Below are 19,703 nucleotides of genomic sequence, written 5' to 3'. Positions count from 1 at the left end.
GGTCGGGGACCAGCCGGCCCATTTCTTCTCGCCGGTGAGCACGTTGGCGCCTTCGGCCAGCCTGCGCGGCACGGCGAGCATCAGCGCCATGGTCATGTCGGCGGTGTCTTCGGTGAGCACGTTCGGCGTGTTGGTGACGGTGATGCCCTTCTTGGCCGCCGCCGAGACGTCAATCTTGTCGACGCCGTTGCCGAAATTGGCAATCAGCTTGAGGTTCTCGCCGGCCTGGGCGATCAGCGCGGCATCGATGTGGTCGGTGATGGTCGGGACCAGCACGTCGGCTTCCTTGACCGCCGCAACCAGCTCAGGCTGGGTCATCGGCCGGTCCTCGACGTTGAGGCGCGCATCGAACAGTTCGCGCATGCGGGTCTCCACCGGATCGGGCAGCTTGCGCGTGATGACGACGAGGGGCCGTTTTTTGCCTGCCATTGTTTCCCCGAAGCTTCCTCGAAACCGATCTCGTTGAGACCTCTTTAACCAAGACAAGCGAAACTTGAAGCCAGTCGCGGTATCAGCCCACTCCTGTAACAAGCGGTGCCGCCGAAGACAAAGAAAAAGGGGCGCTCCTCCCACGGACCGGCGCCGAAAGGAATGAACGTGTCTGGTTTCGCCTCGCTCCGCCTGGCTTTCAGCGCAGCCGTTCTCGGCACTCTGCTTTGGGTGCCGCAGACATCCGCGCAAGGCGCGGCCACGTCGGCGCAGACCGTGACGCTGGGGCCGAGCGGCCTGCCGCTGCCGCGCTTCGTCAGCCTGAAATCCGGACGCGTCAATTCGCGCGTCGGTCCGGGCGCCAACTATTCCGTCGACTGGATGTACATGAAGGCCGGACTGCCGATGGAAATCATCCAGGAATTCGACACCTGGCGCCGCGTGCGCGACGCCGACGGCTCCGAAGGCTGGATCAACCAGTCGCTGCTTTCGGGCCGCCGCACCGCGATCGTCGCCCCCTGGCAGCGCGGCAAGGGCGGCCGAATCAATCTGCTCGACGATCCCGACAAGGACGCCGCCGTTGTCGCCATCCTCGAGCCAGGCGTGATGGGCTCGATCAAGAAGTGCGACGGTCAGTGGTGCGAGATGACCTTCGACGGTCATACCGGCTGGGTCGCCCAGTCGCAGGTCTGGGGCGCCTACCCGGGCGAAAAGGTCAAGAACTGATCTATTTTGTCTGGACCATGATCTGATCCAAACCGTAGGTCAGCGTAGCAAAACCGGTTCCGACTTTTCGCGATCATGGTCTTCGAGCCGTATCGCCAGGTCGACGGGCCTCATCGCGGGCAGATCAGTCGCGGCGCTTGGGGCGCAGCCTCACCACGATATCGACGTTGGCGATCTCCATGCCTTCCGGAGGCTCCGGCAGGTTGGAGACGCTCACCGGGCCGCTGGCGATATCGAAGATCCGGTTCTCGCCCTCGACATAGAAGTGGTGGTGATCGGAAGTGTTGGTGTCGAAATAGGTCTTCGACCCTTCGACGGCGAGGATGCGCAGCATGCCGGCCTGGGTGAATTGATGAAGGGCATTGTAGACGGTGGCCAGCGAAACCGGCACACCGGCGGCGATCGCCTCTTCATGCAATTCTTCGGCCGAAAGGTGACGGTCGCCCTTGGCGAAAAGCAGGTCGGCCAGCGCAATGCGCTGGCGCGTCGGCCTCAGGCCGGCTTCGCGAACCCGCTTGTCCACAGCGACATTTTCCTTCCGGCAGCCCGAATCCATCTATCCCGTTTAAGCTTGCAAGCCCCATAGACCGGTCCAGAATGGCAAAAAGAGGTCAATGCCAAAAACTGGACACCACCCGACATATATTCTGTCGCCCAAATGCGATCAATAGCGCGCATTGACCCAGGCAGGCGCACGGGTTAAGCGCAAACGCCGGTTTCCGGCCACAAACAGAGTGTGTTAGGAAACCAACGACATGGGCGCCCTGCCGCCCGGAACGAGAACGGGGACGGAATTAATGGCGGGTCAAAAGTCCAGCTACGACTACGAGGAACTGCTTGCCTGCGCCCGCGGCGAGCTGTTCGGACCGGGAAACCCCCAGCTGCCCTACCCGCCGATGCTGATGTTCGACCGCATCACCGAGATCAGCGAGACCGGCGGCGCCTTCGACAAGGGCTTCATCCGTGCCGAGTTCGACATCAAGCCGGATCTTTGGTTCTTCGCCTGCCATTTCATCGGCAATCCGATCATGCCGGGTTGCCTCGGCCTCGACGCCATGTGGCAATTGACCGGCTTCTATCTCGGCTGGCTCGGTGAACCCGGCAAGGGCATGGCGCTGTCGACCGGCGAGGTGAAGTTCAAGGGCATGGTGACGCCATCGGTCAAGAAGGTCGAATATGGCGTCGACTTCAAGCGCGTGATGCGCGGCCGCCTCGTGCTCGGCATCGCCGATGGCTGGCTCAAGGCGGATGGCGAACCCATATACGCGGCAACGGATCTGAAGGTGGGCCTGTCCAAGCAGTCCGCCGCCTGATCGCCATCGCCACGGGGCCTGGCGTGTCCGACCGATGCGCAAGGACGCCGCGGCAGTTTATTTTGCGTATGATCGAAGGCGGAAACCAATTAGGTTTTCGCCAAACTACGCCGGAAGGAGTTGCGAATGAGACGCGTCGTAGTGACAGGCCTCGGCATTGTGTCGTCGATCGGCAACAACGCCAATGAGGTGCAGGCCTCACTTTACGATGCCAAGTCCGGCATCAGCTTTTCCAATTCCTTCGCTGAGCACGGTTTTCGCTGCCAGGTGTGGGGCGCGCCGACGCTCGATCCGTCGGCGATGATCGACCGCCGCGCAATGCGTTTCCTGAGCCAAGGCGCGGCCTGGAACCATGTCGCCATGGATCAGGCGATCGCGGACGCCGGGCTCGGCGAGAGCGACATCACCAATGAGAGGACCGGCATCGTCATGGGCTCCGGCGGACCGTCGACCAGGACCATCGTGGAAGCCGCTGAAACGACGCTCAAGAACAGCAGCCCGAAGCGTATCGGTCCGTTCGCGGTGCCGAAGGCGATGTCGTCGACCGCTTCGGCCACCTTGGCGACCTGGTTCAAGATCCACGGCGTGAATTACTCGATCTCGTCCGCCTGCTCGACCTCCGCGCACTGCATCGGCAATGCCTGTGAGCTGATCCAGTGGGGCAAGCAGGATATGATGTTCGCCGGCGGCCACGAGGATCTCGACTGGACGATGTCGGACCTGTTCGACGCCATGGGCGCCATGTCGTCGAAATTCAACGACAAGGCATCGGCCGCTTCGCGCGCCTATGATGTCAACCGCGACGGCTTCGTCATCGCCGGCGGCGCGGGCGTTCTGGTGCTGGAAGAGCTGGAGCACGCCAAGGCACGCGGCGCCAAGATCTACGCCGAGATCGTCGGCTACGGCGCGACCTCCGACGGCTACGACATGGTGGCGCCGTCCGGCGAAGGCGCCGTGCGCTGCATGCGGCAAGCCCTTGCAACCGTCTCGACGCCGGTCGACTACATCAACACGCACGGCACATCGACGCCGGTCGGCGATTCCAAGGAAATGGGCGCCATCCGCGAGGTGTTCGGCGACCAGATGCCGTATATCACCTCGACCAAGTCGCTGACCGGCCATTCGCTCGGCGCCGCCGGCGTCCAGGAATCGATCTACTCCATCCTGATGATGCAGGGCGGCTTCATCGGCGAGAGCGCCCATATCGAGGAGCTCGACCCCGAATTCGAGGGCATGCCGATCGTGCGCAAGCGCATCGACAACGCCAAGATCGACACCGTCCTGTCCAATTCCTTCGGTTTCGGTGGCACCAACGCAACGCTGATTTTCCAGCGCTATTCCGCATAAGGATTGCCTTTTATGGAAGGGTTGATGAAGGGCAAGCGCGGGCTTGTCATGGGGGTCGCCAACGATCATTCGATCGCCTGGGGCATCGCCAAGAAACTGTCCGAGCACGGGGCGGAGCTTGCCTTCACCTATCAGGGTGACGCCTTCGGGCGGCGGGTCAAGCCGCTGGCAGAGAAGCTCGGTGCCTCGCTGGTCGTGCCTTGCGACGTCGAGGACAGCGCCTCGGTCACCGCAACCTTCCAGACGCTTCGCGAAGTTTGGGGCGGCCTGGATTTCGTCGTTCACGCCATCGGCTTCTCCGACAAGAACGAGCTCAAGGGCCTCTACGCCGACACCAGCCGCGACAACTTCGTCCGCACCATGGTGATCTCCTGCTATTCCTTTACAGAGATCGCCCGCAATGCCGCCGCGCTGATGACGAATGGCGGCTCGATGATCACGCTGACCTATGCCGGGTCGGTGCGGGTCATGCCGAACTACAATGTCATGGGCGTCGCCAAGGCCGGACTGGAGGCAAGCGTGCGCTATCTCGCCAATGATTACGGCCCGCGCGGCATTCGGGTGAACGGCATCTCGGCAGGACCGGTGCGGACGCTCGCCGGCTCCGGCGTATCCGACGCACGCCACATGTTCTCCTATCAGCAGCGCAACTCGCCGCTGCGGCGCACCGTCACCATCGACGAGGTCGGCGGCTCGGCGCTCTATCTGCTGTCCGATCTGTCTTCGGGGGTCACAGGCGAGATCCACTATGTCGATTCCGGCTATCACATCGTCTCCATGCCGACGCTAGAGGAACTGAAGCAGAACGACGGCCCCCGCGAATAATTCGCTAACGAAAAAAGCACCTTCCAGTAAAATTGGAGGCATTGGCGGAAACCCATCTTAAGGAGGTATCCGCTAAACGGCCCTGTAGTTCAGGGACCTTGCATGTCTGCAGTCAGCAACCCGAAGCGAACACCGCTGTTCCGGCTGATCACCATCGCCAGCTCGGCCATGGGCAGTTTTATCCTCGGACTCTGGGGGTTGCGCTTCGGCTTCGGCGACGGCCTGGCCGGCATGTCTGCCGGAACGATGGCGAGTATCATCGCCGCGCTCTGTGCCCTTTCCGCCGGCGGCGCCGCGATGTCCTTCTTCGCAGGAATCGATGAATCGGCCGAATACGTCTTCAAGGAAACCCATTTCGACAAGATGACCGGCCTGCTGACGCGCCAGGCGATCGTTGGAAAGGTCGCGGCGGCGGCAGCGGAAACGCTGGAGACCGGCGAACCGGTCTATCTGATCGATATCGACATCGACCGCTTCAAGCAGATCAACGACGCCATCGGCTACAGTCATGGCGACGAGCTGATCCGCGCCTTCACCAAAAGGCTGAAGGAGAGCATGCCGGAGGATGCCGTGATCGGGCGGCTCGGCGCCGGCGAATTCGCCGTGCTCTTGCCGGACCGTGAGATCCGGGGATATCTCGAACGGTTCCTCGAAACATTCATCAACCGCATGATGGAGCCCTACCAGCTCCAGACGCATCTGCAGTCGGTCAGCATGTCCGTCGGCATCGTGGCGATGCCGAAGGACGGCGTCGATCCGGTGCTCATCCTTCGCCGCTCAAACCTGGCGCTGCAGAATGCGCGCGCAAGCGGCATCGGCAACTGGTCAGTCTTCCACGCCGACATGGGCCGCGTTGCGGACCACCGGCAATGGATTGAATCGGAGCTGAAAGCCGCCTTCGACCGCGGCGACTTCAGCCTCCACTACCAGCCGCAATTCGACCTCCAGGGCGGCCGCGTCGTCGGCTATGAAGCGCTGATCCGGTGGAAGCATCCGGAACGCGGCATGATTCCGCCGATGGAATTCATTCCGATCGCCGAGGAAACCGGCATGATCAACCCGATCGGCGAATGGGTGCTGCGCAAGGCTTGCAGCGACGCCCAGTACCTGCCGGAGGATTGCTTCGTCGCCGTCAACATCTCGCCGGTCCAGTTCATGACCAGGGACTTCGTCGGCATCGTGCGCCAGACCATGGCATCGACCGGCATCAAGCCGTCGCGGCTGGAACTCGAAGTCACCGAAACGGCGATGATGCAGGACCGCGACCGCGCGGCCGTCATCCTGCGGCAACTCGCCGAGATGGGCATCTCGGTCGCCGTCGACGATTTCGGCACCGGCTATTCCAACCTGAGCTATCTGATCGACTTCTCGTTCGGCAAGCTGAAGATCGACCGCTCCTTCGTTAGCCGCATCGATACCGATTCCAGCTCGGGCGCTGTCGTCTCGACCATCGTCGGGCTATCGCGGGCGCTCGGCGTCGGCATCATCGCCGAAGGCGTCGAGACCGAGAACCAGGCGACGCTGCTGAGAGCCGCCGGTTGCGAGGTCGTGCAGGGTTATCTGTTCGGCCGCCCCGCGCCGCTCGAGATCGAGCTCGGCGCGTTGCGCCCTGTTCATGCCAGGCGCGAGCCGGCACGCCTCGTCAGCCTGCAGTAGGGCGCTGCGTTCTTTTCCTGGAGCAATCACGGGGACGGAAAACCGTCTCACGCTTTACCTGGAATTGCTTTTAACGCCGCGCCGAAAACACCTTGAACATGCCATCGCGCGCGACCTCGGCGTGACTGGAGAAGGCTCCCGCCAGCACCTGTTCGTAGGGCAACTGCCGGTTCGCCACCATGAACAGGCGTCCGCCTGGTTTCAGCGCCTTCGACGCCGCGCGGATCATGCCAGCGCCGATGCCCGGGTCGGCAGCCCTGCCGCTGTGGAAGGGCGGGTTCATGACGATCGCGTCGTAACCTCGCTCGACCGTTTCGGTCAGCAGATCGGTCCAGAAGAAGCGCGGCTCGACTGCGGTTGCGCGGATATTGGCCTTTGCCGCCTGCAGGGCCTCGAAATCCGCTTCGTAGAGGTCGAGACCGGACAGCCCTGTCGAGCGTTCCATCACTTCGGCCGCCAGATAGCCCCAGCCGGCACAGAAATCGGCGACATTGCCCGCAAGCCCCTGCGGCAGGCTGTCCAGCAGAAGCTTCGATCCTGCGTCGACCCGATCGAAGGAGAACATGCCGGGCGCGGTGCGGAAGCGGCCTTCGACGATCAGATTAGGGTTGGCGGCGCGAAGCGCCCGGGCCGCATCCATGCCGGCCTGGCGGAACCAGAAGGCGACGCCGTGATGCTTCGGCAGGTGGGCTTCGAGCGGCGCCAGCGCGCCCACGCGCTTGCGCAGGCTATCGATGCCGTCTTCCTTGCCGCCGGCGACGACGATCAATCCGCCGGGCGCGACGCGCTCGATGGCTTCGGCGATGCGCAGCTCGTTCTGGCCGCGATGCCGGCCGGCCAGCACAAGGGCAGCATCGAAGGCCGAGCCTTCCGCCCTCGGCGTGACCGAATAGCCGGCTGCCTGCAGAGCACGAAAATGCGGCCGAAAGCCTTGCACGAGATGCAGCGCCGCAGCGACGCCGCCGGGCAAACGGAAACCAGGCTCAGCGCCAAGAAACAGGATGCGGGCATCGCTTCGCGGCCAAGGCAGCGCTTCGGCCTCAAATGGATAGAACAGCGTCTTCAGCGGCTCAGCGGCCATTCACCTACCCTTGAAGGGCGCTTGAAATAGAAACGGGCGCGACCTTGCAGCGCGCCCGTCTCAATCATGCGGTCAGGCCGATCAGGCGGCGTCTTCCTCGCCTTCCGGCTTCTTCTTTTCCTGAACGATTTCCTTGCCGGTCGCCTGGTCGACGACCTTCATCGACAGGCGCACCTTGCCGCGCTCGTCGAAGCCCATCAGCTTGACCCAAACCTTGTCGCCTTCCTTGACGACGTCGGAGGTCTTGGCGACGCGCTCATTGGCGAGCTGCGAGATGTGGACGAGGCCGTCGCGCGGGCCGAAGAAGTTGACGAAGGCGCCGAAGTCGGCCGTCTTGACGACGGTACCTTCATAGATCTCGCCGACTTCCGGCTCGGCCACGATGGTGTGGATCCACTTCTTCGCCGCCTCGATCTCCTTGGCGTTGGCCGACGCGATCTTGACCGTGCCGTCATCCTCGATGTTGATCTTGGCGCCGGTCTTCTCGACGATCTCGCGGATCACCTTGCCGCCGGAGCCGATGACGTCGCGGATCTTGTCGGTCGGGATGTGCATGACCTCGATGCGCGGCGCGAATTCGCCGAGCTCGGCGCGCGAGGAAGAGATGGCATGCGCCATCTCGCCCAGGATGTGCAGCCGGCCTTCCTTGGCCTGGCCGAGCGCGATGCCCATGATCTCCTCGGTGATGCCATCGATCTTGATGTCCATCTGCAGCGAGGTAACGCCGTTGGCGGTGCCGGCGACCTTGAAGTCCATGTCGCCGAGATGGTCCTCGTCGCCAAGGATGTCGGAGAGCACCGCGAAGCGCTCGCCTTCCTTGATCAGGCCCATGGCGATGCCGGCCACGGGTTTGGCGATCGGAACGCCGGTATCCATCAGCGCCAGCGAGGTGCCGCAGACGGTCGCCATCGAGGACGAGCCGTTCGACTCGGTGATCTCCGAGACGACGCGCAGCGTGTAGGGGAACTGGTCCGCCGAAGGCAGCATCGGGTGGATCGCGCGCCAGGCAAGCTTGCCGTGGCCGATCTCGCGCCGGCCCGGCGAGCCCATGCGGCCGGTTTCGCCAACCGAATAGGGCGGGAAGTTGTAGTGGAGGAGGAACTTCTCCTTGTACATGCCGGTCAGCGAATCGACGAACTGCTCATCCTCGCCGGTGCCGAGCGTGGCGACGACCAGCGCCTGAGTCTCGCCGCGGGTGAACAGCGCCGAACCATGGGTACGCGGCAGGACGCCGACTTCGGCGACGATCTTGCGCACGGTCTTCAGGTCGCGGCCGTCGATGCGCGAGCCGGTGTCCAGGATGTTCCAGCGTACGACCTTGGCCTGGAGCTCCTTGAAGACGCTTGCGATCTGCTCCGAGGAGTATTTCGGATCCTCGCCTTCGGCCGGCGTGAACGCGGCCTTGACCTTCGCCTTGACGGCGTCGACGGCCGCGTAGCGGGACTGCTTCTCGATGATCTTGTAGGCGTCGCGAAGTTCGTCGCCGACAACCTTCAGCATCTCGCCTTCGAGCTGCGAATGGTCCGGCGCGGTGAAGTCGCGCGGATCCTTGGCGGCGACCTCGGCCAGCTTGATGATGGCGTCGATCACCGGCTGGAAGCTCTTGTGACCGAACACGACGGCGCCGAGCATGAGCTCCTCGCTGAGCTCCTTGGCCTCGGATTCGACCATCAGCACGGCGTCGGCGGTGCCGGCGACGACGAGGTCGAGCCTCGATTCCTCCATCTCGTCGATATGCGGATTGAGCACATACTCGCCGTTGATGTAGCCGACGCGGGCGCCGCCGATCGGGCCCATGAAGGGCACGCCGGACAGCGTGAGCGCGGCCGAGGTAGCGACGATCGACAGGATGTCCGGATCGTTCTCGAGATCGTGCTGGACGACGGTGACGACGATCTGGGTGTCGTTCTTGTAGCCGTCAGCAAACAGCGGACGGATCGGGCGGTCGATCAGGCGGGAAACCAGCGTTTCCTTCTCGCTCGGACGGCCCTCGCGCTTGAAGTAGCCGCCGGGAATCTTGCCGGCGGCATAGGTCTTTTCCTGGTAGTTGACGGTGAGCGGGAAGAAATCGAGGCCGGGCTTCGGCTCCTTCATCGAAACGACGGTGGCGAGAACCACGGTCTCGCCGTAGGTGGCGAGCACCGCGCCGTCAGCCTGGCGAGCGATCTTGCCGGTTTCCAGGATGAGCGGACGGCCGCCCCATTCGATTTCCACTTTGTGTTGATTGAACATATCTTGTCCTTCATGTGCGGAAAGGGCCGCGCCGTCTCAACGGTCGCGGAGCATCCCTTCCCTGGCTTCCTTCGGGCAGCCACGGGCAAGACAACGGGAAGCTCGACAGGTGGCGATTGCCGAGCGAGCATCCTGCAATCCTGCCCCATGACCGTCCATGGGCGGTTCCGAACGGCCCTTTGCGCTTCCGGAACCGGGTCTGGCCGACCGGTCGGCCGGCCTTTTGCGCACGACGCCGGAAACCCCTGTTTCCGAGACGCGCCATGCGCGAATGCGAATTTCGAGAGCGCGCGGCGCGCTCCACTCCACCATCGGGCACCGGAGCGACCGGTCCGCCAATGCGCGACCGGCGGGCTCTCCGCAGAGAGCCCGCCGGTCAATTCGTCAGCGACGGAGACCGAGCTTGTCGATCAGCGTCTGATAGCGCGTGTCATCCTTGCGCTTGAGGTAATCAAGCAGGCTGCGGCGCTGGGAAACGAGAGCAAGCAAACCACGGCGGGAATGGTTATCCTTCTTGTGGTCCTTGAAGTGCTCCGTCAGGTTCTTGATGCGCTCGGAAAGGATGGCAACCTGGACTTCCGGGGACCCGGTATCGCCCTTCGCGGTCGCGAATTCGGCCATCAGTTCTTTTTTGCGATCGGCAGTAATCGACATCGTGTTTTTCCTTATCTGTTCGAGGAAACGGGACGCCCTCAGCCGGGATGTCGTCCAGCAGGGGCCGGTGCAAGCAACGCGTCAGGGCGCGAAGCTGCCGCGCATATAGTGCAATTTCCCGCAAAACACCAGCCTAATTGTCAAGCCGGCTTGTCGCATGTCCTGCCGCAAAAACAGAGGGTTCTGCTGCTACAGCCACTTCTTCCATTTGAAGAAGGCGACGAGCCCGACAGCAACGACCAGCATGAACAAAAGTGCCGCCGGGTAGCCGTAGTAGGCCTTCAGCTCCGGCATGTTCCAGGGCGAGCTATCCGGGTCGAAGTTCATGCCCCAGACACCGACGAGGAAGGTGAGCGGCATGAAGATCACCGAGACGATGGTCAGATAGGAGATGACGTCGTTGGTGCGTGCCTGGGTCAGCGACAGATGCATTTCGATCAAGCCGGTCAGCATGTCGCGCTGGGTCTCGACCAGCTCGATCAGCCGCAGCGCATGGTCGAGCGTGTCGTTGAAGAATATCTTGGTCTCGGCCTTCACGAAGAGCACGTCGTTGCGGATCAGCGTCGCCAGCGCGTCGCGCATCGGCCACAGCACGCCCTTCAGCACATTGGCGTCGCGCCGCAATTCGTGCAACTGCCGCATCTGGTGCTTGTGGGGCGTGCTGAGCATCTGGTCTTCGATGCCGTCGACCAAATCGCTCACCGTCTCGATCGGCGGGAAATAGCTGTCGACGATGGCGTCGATCAGCGCATAGGCGAGATAGTCGGCGCCGCGCGAGCGCAGCCGGTTGGGCATGGGAGCCGCGATGCGCTTGCGCACTGGATCGAACGGGTCGCCCTCGCGCTCCTGAAAGGTGACGACGAAATTCTCGCCGAAGAACACCGCGATCTGCTCGTAGCGATGCGCGGCGACATCGTCGATCATGCGCATGACGACGAAGGCGTGGTCCTCGAAGAAATCCACCTTCGGCCGCTGGCCGGTGTTGACGACATCCTCGAGCGCCAGCGGATGAAGGTCGAAAATCCGGCCGATCTCTTCGATCAGCGGGATGTTCGCGAGCCCCGTGCAATCAAGCCAGACGACCGGCCAGCGGTCGCAATGGGTGTTGAGCTCGTCGATGCTGGCATTGTCGATGGTTTTGTATTTCTCCGGCGAGATCAACGTCAGCCGAAGCTCGCTGCGCCGCGCCGCCGGATCGGCGATCAAGGTGCCGGGCGAAGCGCCGACCGGCGGCCGGCGGATTTTCAGCGGCGCCCGCTTTCCGACGGTCTCAGCCATTGCCACAATCCTCTGGGCCATAATCCTCTGGGCCATGATTCCTCTGGGCCATGAGCTCCCCTGGGGCGCGACGTCATAGCAGATCGCTGCTCTAACCGTCGGTTTTCATGCAATTCCGACGAGAACCGTTACACGTTTTCCTGGAACTGCGAGCCGAAACTAGCCGAGTGCCGTCAACCGGCAAAGACCCGCTTGGGCTTGAACATGCCCTGTTCGATGGCGCCGATGGCGACGAGCTTGCCGCGCGCCGTGGCACAGGCCTCCTCGGCCTCGACCGGCGCGTCGCGCCCTCGAATGATGACGGGATTGCCGAGGCGGATCTTGGTCGCGGCGTCGTCGCTGACGGCGACCTGCGGCAAGCAGTCAAGTGCTGCGGCGGTCTCGACCAGCAGCGCATCGATGGCGCCGAAATCGACCGACACCTCGGCTTCTTCGTCCGAATTCTCATCCGTCTTGCCGCCGAAGCGCGCCGCTTCGAGCTCGGCGACGGTGACGAAATCGTCCGCCGTGAACGGCTCGACCTCGACGCGGCGCAACTCGGAGATGTGGCCGAAGCAGCCCAGATCGCGACCCATGTCGCGCGCCAGCGAGCGCACATAGGTGCCCTTGCCGCACTCGACCTCGAAGACGGTTCTATCGACACCATGCTCGACGATGTCCAAACGGCCGATTTCGATCTCGCGGGCGGGAATGTCGACCGTCTCGCCGTCGCGGGCAAGATCGTAGGCGCGCTCGCCGGCAATCTTGACGGCAGAGAATTGCGGCGGCGTCTGCATGATGACGCCGGTGTATTTCGGCAGCAGCGCCCGCACCTCGGCCTCGGCCGGGCGGCGGTCCGAGCTGTTCGTCACCGGCCCTTCGAGGTCGTCGGTCGACCGCTCCTCGCCCCAGGCGACGGTGAAGCGGTAGACCTTGGCGCCATCCTGCACGTAAGGCACGGTCTTGGTCGCCTCGCCGAGCGCGATCGGCAGCATGCCGGAAGCCAACGGGTCGAGCGTGCCGGCATGGCCGGCCTTCTCCGCTTGGAACAGCCATTTGATCTTGGAGACGGCTTCGGTCGAGCCCATGCCGACCGGCTTGTCCAGCACCACCCAGCCGGAGACCGGCCGGCCCTTTTTCTTGCCGCGGCGCGCCACCTATTCCTCGTCCTTGTCGTTGTTTTTATTCTGGTGGTCGAGATCGCGCGCGACCTCGGGCGATTTCAGCAATTCGTTGATCCTGGCGAAATTGTCGAAAGACGTATCGAGCCGGAAGCGAAACTCGGGCATGTACTTCATCTGCCTGAGCGCGCCCGAGACGCGGCCGCGAATGAATTTCGCATGCCTGTTGAGCGCCCCGACCACGGCATCGGTGTCGCCGACACCAAGCGGTGAAACGAAGGCGGTGGCGATCTTGAGGTCGGGCGACATGCGTACTTCCGAGACCGAGACGACGCTGTTCTCGATCAACGGGTCGATGATTTCGCCGCGCTGCAGGGTCTCGGATAGGGCGTGACGCACCTGCTCGCCGACGCGCAGCATGCGCTGGGAGGGGCCTGATGTTGTCGAACGGGACATTTTTCTTCAGTCCTGAAATCGTGAAGCGCGGGATGGGACCGCGCCACATGTCTCAACTACGAAACAAGGATCTCGGGCGGCAGCCTTGCGGCCGCCGCCCGGTGAACTCCGGCAAGTATATCCGAAATTAGAGCGTCCGGCTCACCATCTCGACGCGGAAGCACTCGATGACATCGCCGACGCGCATGTCCTCGTAGTTCTGGAAGGCCATGCCGCATTCCTGACCGCCCGGCACTTCCGAAACCTCGTCCTTGAAGCGCTTCAGCGTTTTCAGCGTGCCTTCGTGGACGACGACGTTGTCGCGGATCAGGCGCACGCCCGCGCCACGCTCGACCTTGCCTTCGGTGACGCGGCAGCCGGCGATCTTGCCGACCTTCGAGATGTCGAAGATCTCGAGGATCTCGGCATTGCCGATGAAGGTCTCGCGCCGCTCGGGCGAGAGCATGCCGGAAAGAGCTGCCTTCACGTCATCGACGAGGTTGTAGATGATCGAATAGTAGCGGATCTCGATGCCGGCAGCGGCAGCAGCCGTGCGCGCCTGCGCATTGGCGCGGACGTTGAAGCCGATGATCGCAGCGCCCGAGGTCTCGGCAAGCGAGACGTCGGTTTCTGTGATGCCGCCGGCACCCGAATGGACGATCCGTACCCTGACCTCGTCGTTGCCGAGCTTTTCGAGCGCAGCGTTGATCGCTTCGATCGAGCCCTGCACGTCGCCCTTGATGACCAGCGGAAACTCCTTCAGCCCGCTCGCTTGCAACTGCGACATCATCTGCTCGAGCGAGCCGCGCTGGCCGGCATGCTTGGCCACCGCCTTCTCGCGCGCCAGGCGCTGGCGATACTCGGTGATCTCACGCGCACGCGCCTCGTTGTTGACGACCGCGAAGCGGTCGCCTGCCTGCGGCGTGCCCTGGAGGCCGAGCACCTCGACCGGCATTGCCGGCGGCGCTTCCGGCACATGCTCGCCGCGATCGTTGACCAGCGCGCGGACACGGCCCCATTCGTTGCCGGCGACGATGATGTCGCCGGGCATCAGCGTGCCGGTCTGCACCAGCACGGTGGCGACCGGACCGCGGCCCTTGTCCAGCTGCGCCTCGATGACCGCGCCTTCGGCGGTGCGGTCGGGATTGGCCTTGAGGTCGAGGACTTCGGCTTGCAGCAGAATCGCTTCCAGCAGCTTGTCGAGATTGGTGCCCTTGGTCGCCGAAACCTCGACGTCCAGCACCTCACCGCCCATCGATTCCACGAACACTTCGTGGCGCAGCAGTTCAGTGCGCACCTTCTGCGGGTCGGCGTCACGCTTATCGATCTTGTTGATCGCCACGATGATCGGCACGCCGGCCGCCTTGGCGTGATTGATCGATTCGATCGTCTGCGGCATGACGCTGTCGTCGGCCGCCACCACCAGCACGGCGATGTCGGTCACCTGGGCGCCGCGAGCGCGCATCGCCGTGAAGGCGGCGTGGCCGGGCGTGTCGATGAAGGTGATCTTCTGACCGTTCTTCTCGATCTGGTAGGCGCCGATATGCTGGGTGATGCCGCCGGCCTCGCCTGAGACGACATTGGCGTTGCGGATGGCGTCGAGCAGCGAGGTCTTGCCGTGGTCGACATGGCCCATGATGGTCACCACGGGCGGACGCGACACCAGGTCTTCCGGGCGGTCGGCGATGTTGAACAGGCCTTCCTCGATGTCGGACTCGGCGACGCGGCGGACCGTATGGCCGAATTCGGAAGCGACCAGCTCGGCCGTATCGGCGTCGATGACGTCGCCCGGCTTCAAGATCTGGCCCTGCTTCATGAAGAACTTGACCACGTCCACGGCGCGCTCGGACATGCGCTGCGCCAGTTCCTGGATGGTGATGGTTTCGGGCAGGATCACTTCGCGCATGACTTTCTCGCGCGGCTCGTTGTGCATCGCGCGCTTGAATTTTTCCTGGCGGCGGCGCATCGACGACAGCGAGCGTCCGCGCGCATCTTCATCCGACAGCGCGGTGTTCAGCGTCAGCTTGCCGCGGCGACGGTCTTCCTCGCCCTTGGTCGGCTTGGCCGGCCGCGCGACTTCCGGCGTGGCCAGACGGCGCACAGGCGCTCCGGCGCCGGCACCACCAGGGCGCCGCGGCTTGACCTCCTCTTCCTCGTCGGCCGTGGCCAGTTCGGCGGCTTGGGGGGCGCGGCGGCGCGCTTCTTCCTCGGCGCGGCGGCGGGACTCGGCCTCGGTTTGCAGACGCGCCTCTTCCTCGGCCTGACGGCGGGCGGACTCCTCACGCTCGCGCTTGCGGCGCTCTTCCTCCTCGGCGCGGCGCTTGGCCTCTTCCTGGGCGCGCTGACGATCCTCGATCTCACGCGCCTTGGAGCCTTCGAGCGCCCTGCGGCGCGCTTCCATCTCGCCGCGCGACAACTCGTTCAGCACCATTCCGGAGCGTTCCGGCTGCGGCGGCGCCTTCGGCGCTTCCGGCACGGCAGGCGCGGGTGCCACGGCTGCGGGCTTCGGGGTGAAGACGGACGGCGCCACCGGCTCCGGCTTGTCGCCGGGCAGCGAGAACTTGCGCTTTTTGGTCTCGACCACGACCGACTTGGTGCGTCCGTGCGAGAAATTCTGGCGCACGGTGCCCTGCTCGAGGCCAGGGCGCTTCAGCGTCAAGGTCTTCTTCGGCGTAACGCTCAACGTCTTGTCGTCGCCCGATTTCGTATCGCTCATTCCATATCCTCTGCGGCATCATCATCGTCAGCAACGGCCGCAAGCATTGCCAAATCGTCCGGGGTTCCGCCCCGATAACGGTCGAGCGCAACCATGCGCTTCTCAACCGCCTTACCCGCATCCTGCGCGAGGACGGCAGCATGTATCACATTTGTACCCCCCAATGCCAAGCTCAACTCGGCTTCGGGGAAAAGTTTGTAGGCCGGTGTAGCGGGGCCGCCAAGATGAACGGTTGCCCGCCGCGCCTGACTGATCTTGCGCACGCCGTCGTCCGAGGCTTCCTTCGCGTGCAGCACGAAGAGCGCATGCCCGTCGCGCACGGCAGCCTCTACCTTGGCGGCGCCCAGTACGACCGCTCCGGCCTTGCGAGCAAGACCCAACATGCCCAGGGCGGATCTGGAAAGCAGCCCGTCGACCATGTCGCCGAGTTCGGCTGGAACGGTGACCTGCGCCTTGAAGGCGCGGGCAAACAGGTTCTTCGCCGCTGCCTTGTCGATATGTAGGCGATCGGCGGTGACCCAGCAACCGCGGCCGGGCAGATTTCGCTTGATGTCCGGAACGACGGCCGAATCCGGGCCGACGACGAAGCGGATCAGTTCATCCGCTTCGGCCTGCCTGCGCGTGACGATGCAAGTGCGATCGTTCATGTCGTCCACGGGTTTTGCGATTGGTGGTCACCTCACGCACCGACGGTTTCACCGGCCGCTTCCTCAGCGGCCAGTTCTTCCTCGGAAATCCAGCCGGCCTTCTTGCGAGCGGTCAGCACCATCTGCTCGGCATCGGCGCGCGAGACGCCGTGATCGGCGAACACACCGGGATAGACCTTGGTCTCGCCGTCCTTGCGTTCCTTCCAGCCGACCAGGTCGTCGGCGGCATAGCCGGCGAAGTCCTCGATCGTCTTCACGCCGTCCTCGCCGAGGGTCACCATCATGGCCGTGGTGATGCCGGGGATCTCGCGCAGCTCGTCCTCGACGCCGAGCGCCTTGCGCTTCTCGTCGTGCTCGGCCTCGATCTTCTCCAGATATTCGCGGGCGCGCGACTGGATTTCCGAAGCGGTGTCCTCGTCGAAGCCGTCGATCGAGGAGATTTCGCCAGAATCGACATAGGCGACTTCCTCGACGCTGGTGAAGCCTTCCGAGGCAAGCACCTGGCCGACCATCTCGTCGACATCGAGGGCTTCCATGAAGAGGGCCGAACGCTCGACGAATTCCTTCTGGCGGCGCTCGCTCTCTTCCTGCTCGGTCAGGATATCGATGTCCCAGCCGGTGAGCTGCGAGGCAAGACGAACATTCTGGCCGCGGCGGCCGATGGCCAGCGACAGCTGGTCGTCCGGCACGACCACCTCGATGCGCTCGGCATCCTCGTCGAGCACTACCTTGGCGACTTCCGCCGGCTGCAGCGCGTTGACGATGAAGGAAGCGGCCGAAGGCGACCACGGAATGATGTCGATCTTCTCGCCCTGCAATTCGCCGACCACCGCCTGGACGCGGCTGCCGCGCATGCCGACGCAGGCGCCGACCGGATCGATGGAGGAATCCCGCGAGATGACGGCGATCTTGGCGCGCGAGCCCGGATCGCGGGCGACCGACTTGATCTCGATGATGCCGTCGTAGATTTCCGGTACTTCCATGGTGAAGAGCTTGGCCATGAACTGCGGATGCGTGCGCGACAGAAAGATCTGCGGGCCGCGCTGCTCGCGGCGCACGTCGTAGACATAGGCGCGGACGCGGTCGCCATATTTGTAGTTCTCACGCGGGATCAGCTCGTCGCGGCGGATGATCGCCTCGCCGCGGCCGAGGTCGACGATGACATTGCCATATTCGACGCGTTTGACGGTGCCGTTGACGATCTCGCCGATGCGGTCCTTGTACTCGTCATACTGACGATCGCGCTCGGCCTCGCGCACCTTCTGGACGATGACCTGCTTGGCCGACTGCGCGGCGATGCGGCCGAAATCCATCGGCGGCAGCTGTTCGGCGATGAAGTCGCCGAGCTGGGCGTCGGGATTGCGCTCGCGCGCCGTGGAAAGGGCGATCTGCGTCGCGTAATCCTCGACCTTCTCGACCACTTCCATCAGCCGCTGCAGCTTCATCTCGCCCGTATTGGGATTGATGTCGGCACGGATATTGGTTTCCTGCCCATAACGCGAACGCGCCGCCTTCTGGATCGCATCGGCCATCGCGGCGATGACGATCTGCTTATCGATCGACTTTTCACGCGCGACCGCATCGGCGATCTGCAGCAGTTCGAGCCTGTTGGCGCTTACAACCATTGTCTTTCTCCCGACTTCGCTCCGGGCATCGGCCCTGAAGCTCGATCAACTTTCCTGTTCGGTTTCGTTTTCTTCGCCGGCGATTGCATCTTCTTCCGCTTCGCCCCGGCGTTTTTTTGCTTCCTTGCGGGCCCTGTTGTCCTTCGACAGGGCCTCGCGGATAAGATCGTCGGTCAGCACCAGGCGCGCCTCGGCAATCGCGTCATAGGGCACGCGTACCGTCGGCTCTTCGCCATAGGCCGCCTTGTCGCGCTCCAGCAAAATGCCGTCGGAGTCCGCCTCGGCGATCTTGCCTTTGAAGCGCTTGCGGTCGCCGATGAGGACCGACGTCTCCATCTTGACCAGATGGCCGGTCCAGGTGGTGAAATCCGATTTGCGCACCAGCGGCCGGTCGATGCCCGGCGACGAGACTTCGAGATGATACGCCTTTTCGATCGGATCTTCGACATCGAGCGCGGGCGAAACCGCGCGGCTGACCTCTTCGCAATCCTCGACGGTCATGGTGCCGTCGTCGCGCTCGGCCATGATTTGCAGCGTCAGCCCGTTCTGGCCGGTCAGTTGCACCCGCACGAGGCGGAAGCCGATGGCCTTCAGCACCGGCTGTATGATCAGCGCAATGCGTGCATCGATACCGCTTTCGCGGATGATACGGTCGTCGGCCTCGCTTGCCGCTGCGGTCATAAGTTTCCTGTCGCCTTGTCGCTCCGGCCGGCAGGTAACAAAAAAGAGCGGGACCGGGTGGACCCACTCTTCGTCATACCGACCAAGAATTTGAGGCTGATATAAACGATCCCGCCCGGCGTTTCAAGCCTGACGATGCATCGGACAAGCCCCGGGGGGTAGCAGCGTTGCGTGCCGAGCATGGCGGCTATGCGCCGGCGCCTCTGTAATCTTCGCCTGCCGGCACCCATCTATGTTGCAGTGCAGAAAGAAAGGTCGCGCGCACTGGCGCGCGAGGGTATTTGTCATGGACCGTGGATTGTTTTTTGTGATTGGCGATTTTCTTGGCACGTTCGGCAGCGCGGCTGCCGCATCGCGGGCCGTCGAGGCGAACCGCAAGCCGCGCCGCAGCGACCTGAAGAAACTCGGCATCGACCCGGCCGCTTTCGACAAGCTCGGCCGCTTTTAGGCCGCCCACGGAAGAAACGGACAATAACTGAGTACGAGCTTAAGCCTCGAGGCGCAGAATTCGTTGGCGGTCGCGGCTTCTTCGAGAGGCAGCCCTCGCCCCTACTTCTGAGCTTCTACGAGCGACGCAGCGATTGCAGCAATCGAACGGAACAAGACAAGCGGATCGTCCTTAGTCGGCAGAAATCCCCGTCTTTGCCAGAATTGCGCCGCCTCCCCGTCGATTGCATTGACCATGAGCGCACGTCCTCCAATCAGATCTGCAGCCTGAACGCAGCGCTGAAGCGCGTGCTTCAGCAAGCCAGTGCCGACACCGCGCCCAGCCCATTCTGTATCGGTCGCAAGCTGGCCAAGGAGAAGACAGGGCACCGGATCGGGCGGTTGCCCTGTGCGAATCGACCGGGGCAAGATCGACGGCACCACAGCCGTCGGCGCCAAGCCATAATATCCGACCACTCGGCCGACCTCGTGGACAACGAGAACGGCCGTGAAGCCTTTCTCCTGATTGGAG

The 19,703-nt window shown here is 63.5% G+C and carries 18 protein-coding genes and 1 pseudogene; 6 read left to right on the top strand and 13 right to left on the bottom strand.

Annotation, left to right across the window (positions count from 1 at the left end; genetic code table 11):
* Positions 1 to 429 (bottom strand): annotated as a pseudogene (locus EOA32_RS15990) (D-glycerate dehydrogenase); the annotation flags it as partial.
* Between the two features lie 168 nt (positions 430 to 597).
* Here EOA32_RS15990 and EOA32_RS15985 point away from each other — a divergent pair.
* The gene (locus EOA32_RS15985) at positions 598 to 1,155 is read left to right on the top strand and encodes an SH3 domain-containing protein (protein WP_128372266.1); all 558 of its coding nucleotides are present in this window, start codon (positions 598 to 600) and stop codon (positions 1,153 to 1,155) included.
* A 124-nt stretch (positions 1,156 to 1,279) separates the two neighbouring features.
* On the opposite strand, the gene irrA is transcribed toward EOA32_RS15985, so the two are convergent.
* A complete protein-coding gene (gene irrA / locus EOA32_RS15980) occupies positions 1,280 to 1,711 on the bottom strand; it encodes an iron response transcriptional regulator IrrA (RefSeq protein ID WP_066996377.1) in 432 nt (143 codons plus the stop codon).
* A gap of 241 nt (positions 1,712 to 1,952) precedes the next feature.
* On the opposite strand from irrA, the gene fabA reads away from it, so the two are divergent.
* The 4 genes from fabA to EOA32_RS15960 all read left to right on the top strand — a co-directional run bounded on the left by fabA (position 1,953) and on the right by EOA32_RS15960 (position 6,296).
* Positions 1,953 to 2,468 carry a 3-hydroxyacyl-[acyl-carrier-protein] dehydratase FabA gene (gene fabA, locus EOA32_RS15975; protein WP_128372265.1) on the top strand — a complete coding sequence of 172 codons (516 nt, stop codon included), beginning with the start codon at positions 1,953 to 1,955 and terminating at the stop codon, positions 2,466 to 2,468.
* A 126-nt stretch (positions 2,469 to 2,594) separates the two neighbouring features.
* Positions 2,595 to 3,815 (top strand): beta-ketoacyl-ACP synthase I, encoded by a 1,221-nt coding sequence (gene fabB / locus EOA32_RS15970; protein WP_066996374.1) that lies wholly within the window; start codon positions 2,595 to 2,597, stop codon positions 3,813 to 3,815.
* Between the two features lie 12 nt (positions 3,816 to 3,827).
* Positions 3,828 to 4,640: an enoyl-ACP reductase FabI gene (gene fabI, locus EOA32_RS15965; RefSeq protein ID WP_066996371.1), complete on the top strand. Its 813-nt coding sequence runs from the start codon at positions 3,828 to 3,830 to the stop codon at positions 4,638 to 4,640.
* A 102-nt stretch (positions 4,641 to 4,742) separates the two neighbouring features.
* Entirely contained in the window at positions 4,743 to 6,296 is a 1,554-nt protein-coding gene (locus EOA32_RS15960) for a bifunctional diguanylate cyclase/phosphodiesterase (protein WP_066996368.1), read from the top strand.
* Between the two features lie 70 nt (positions 6,297 to 6,366).
* Here EOA32_RS15960 and EOA32_RS15955 read toward each other — a convergent pair whose 3' ends face one another.
* The 10 genes from EOA32_RS15955 to rimP all read right to left on the bottom strand — a co-directional run bounded on the left by EOA32_RS15955 (position 6,367) and on the right by rimP (position 18,745).
* Positions 6,367 to 7,377, bottom strand: a complete 1,011-nt coding sequence (locus EOA32_RS15955) for a class I SAM-dependent methyltransferase (RefSeq protein ID WP_066996365.1) — start codon at positions 7,375 to 7,377, stop codon at positions 6,367 to 6,369.
* Positions 7,378 to 7,458: 81 nt separating this feature from the next.
* Positions 7,459 to 9,609, bottom strand: coding sequence for a polyribonucleotide nucleotidyltransferase (gene pnp / locus EOA32_RS15950; protein WP_128372264.1), 2,151 nt, complete (start codon positions 9,607 to 9,609; stop codon positions 7,459 to 7,461).
* Positions 9,610 to 9,993: 384 nt separating this feature from the next.
* Positions 9,994 to 10,305: a 30S ribosomal protein S15 gene (gene rpsO, locus EOA32_RS15945; RefSeq protein WP_275955123.1), complete on the bottom strand. Its 312-nt coding sequence runs from the start codon at positions 10,303 to 10,305 to the stop codon at positions 9,994 to 9,996.
* 147 nt (positions 10,306 to 10,452) lie between these two features.
* Complete coding sequence (gene corA, locus EOA32_RS15940) at positions 10,453 to 11,547, bottom strand: magnesium/cobalt transporter CorA (protein WP_128372268.1); 1,095 nt, start codon at positions 11,545 to 11,547, stop codon at positions 10,453 to 10,455.
* A gap of 167 nt (positions 11,548 to 11,714) precedes the next feature.
* Positions 11,715 to 12,677, bottom strand: a complete 963-nt coding sequence (gene truB / locus EOA32_RS15935; RefSeq protein ID WP_095777499.1) for a tRNA pseudouridine(55) synthase TruB — start codon at positions 12,675 to 12,677, stop codon at positions 11,715 to 11,717.
* Positions 12,678 to 13,097 carry a 30S ribosome-binding factor RbfA gene (gene rbfA, locus EOA32_RS15930; RefSeq protein WP_066996355.1) on the bottom strand — a complete coding sequence of 140 codons (420 nt, stop codon included), beginning with the start codon at positions 13,095 to 13,097 and terminating at the stop codon, positions 12,678 to 12,680.
* A gap of 127 nt (positions 13,098 to 13,224) precedes the next feature.
* Positions 13,225 to 15,792, bottom strand: a complete 2,568-nt coding sequence (gene infB, locus EOA32_RS15925) for a translation initiation factor IF-2 (protein ID WP_128372263.1) — start codon at positions 15,790 to 15,792, stop codon at positions 13,225 to 13,227.
* Positions 15,789 to 16,439, bottom strand: coding sequence for an RNA-binding protein (locus tag EOA32_RS15920; protein WP_128372267.1), 651 nt, complete (start codon positions 16,437 to 16,439; stop codon positions 15,789 to 15,791). Before EOA32_RS15920 ends, infB begins: the two co-directional genes overlap by 4 nt.
* Before the next feature lie 32 nt (positions 16,440 to 16,471).
* Positions 16,472 to 18,064, bottom strand: coding sequence for a transcription termination factor NusA (gene nusA, locus EOA32_RS15915; protein WP_128372262.1), 1,593 nt, complete (start codon positions 18,062 to 18,064; stop codon positions 16,472 to 16,474).
* A gap of 45 nt (positions 18,065 to 18,109) precedes the next feature.
* Positions 18,110 to 18,745, bottom strand: coding sequence for a ribosome maturation factor RimP (gene rimP, locus EOA32_RS15910; protein ID WP_095777503.1), 636 nt, complete (start codon positions 18,743 to 18,745; stop codon positions 18,110 to 18,112).
* Between the two features lie 232 nt (positions 18,746 to 18,977).
* On the opposite strand from rimP, the gene EOA32_RS15905 reads away from it, so the two are divergent.
* Complete coding sequence (locus EOA32_RS15905) at positions 18,978 to 19,193, top strand: hypothetical protein (protein WP_128372261.1); 216 nt, start codon at positions 18,978 to 18,980, stop codon at positions 19,191 to 19,193.
* A 101-nt stretch (positions 19,194 to 19,294) separates the two neighbouring features.
* Here EOA32_RS15905 and EOA32_RS15900 read toward each other — a convergent pair.
* Positions 19,295 to 19,703 (bottom strand): GNAT family N-acetyltransferase (locus EOA32_RS15900; protein WP_145971303.1); only part of this gene is annotated, 409 nt, incomplete at its 5' end.

It is taken from the genome of Mesorhizobium sp. M1A.F.Ca.ET.072.01.1.1, from assembly GCF_004023325.1.
In the GTDB taxonomy this organism is placed as follows: Bacteria; Pseudomonadota; Alphaproteobacteria; order Rhizobiales; family Rhizobiaceae; genus Mesorhizobium.
The sequence above is the reverse complement of the archived record's forward strand: the minus strand, read 5'-3'. Positions and strand labels throughout refer to the sequence as shown.